This is a genomic window from Massilia sp. 05N420 (genome assembly GCF_056397205.1).
Map to the genome: position 1 here is coordinate 1 of NZ_JBFTMX010000263.1, position 374 is coordinate 374.

Below are 374 nucleotides of genomic sequence, written 5' to 3' on the forward strand. Positions count from 1 at the left end.
CTTCAGAAACAGCGAGAAGGCGATAATCGAGAAGACGCCGATCGGTAGATTGATCCAGAAGATCCAGGCCCAGGATATATTGTCGACGATGACGCCGCCGGCGAGAGGCCCGACCACCGCCGAGGTTGCCCACACCGTTGCCATGATGCCCTGGACACGCCCGCGTTCCTCGAGCTTGAAGAGGTCGCCGATGATCGTCATCGTCACCGGCTGGATGGCGCCTGCGCCAAGCCCTTGCAGCAAGCGAAACACGATCAGCGAAGTCATCGACCAGGCAAAGCCGCAAAGCAGCGAGCCGATCAGGAACACCACGATGCCGCCGATCAGTACCGGCTTGCGGCCGAAGATGTCGGAGAGCTTGCCGTAGATGACGG

Annotated in this window: 1 protein-coding gene; it reads right to left on the reverse strand. The window is 60.7% G+C overall.

Annotated features, from left to right (window positions below):
- Window positions 1-374: MFS transporter (locus AC1DIX_RS28255; protein ID WP_477328684.1), on the reverse strand; the 374-nt coding region annotated here is incomplete at both ends.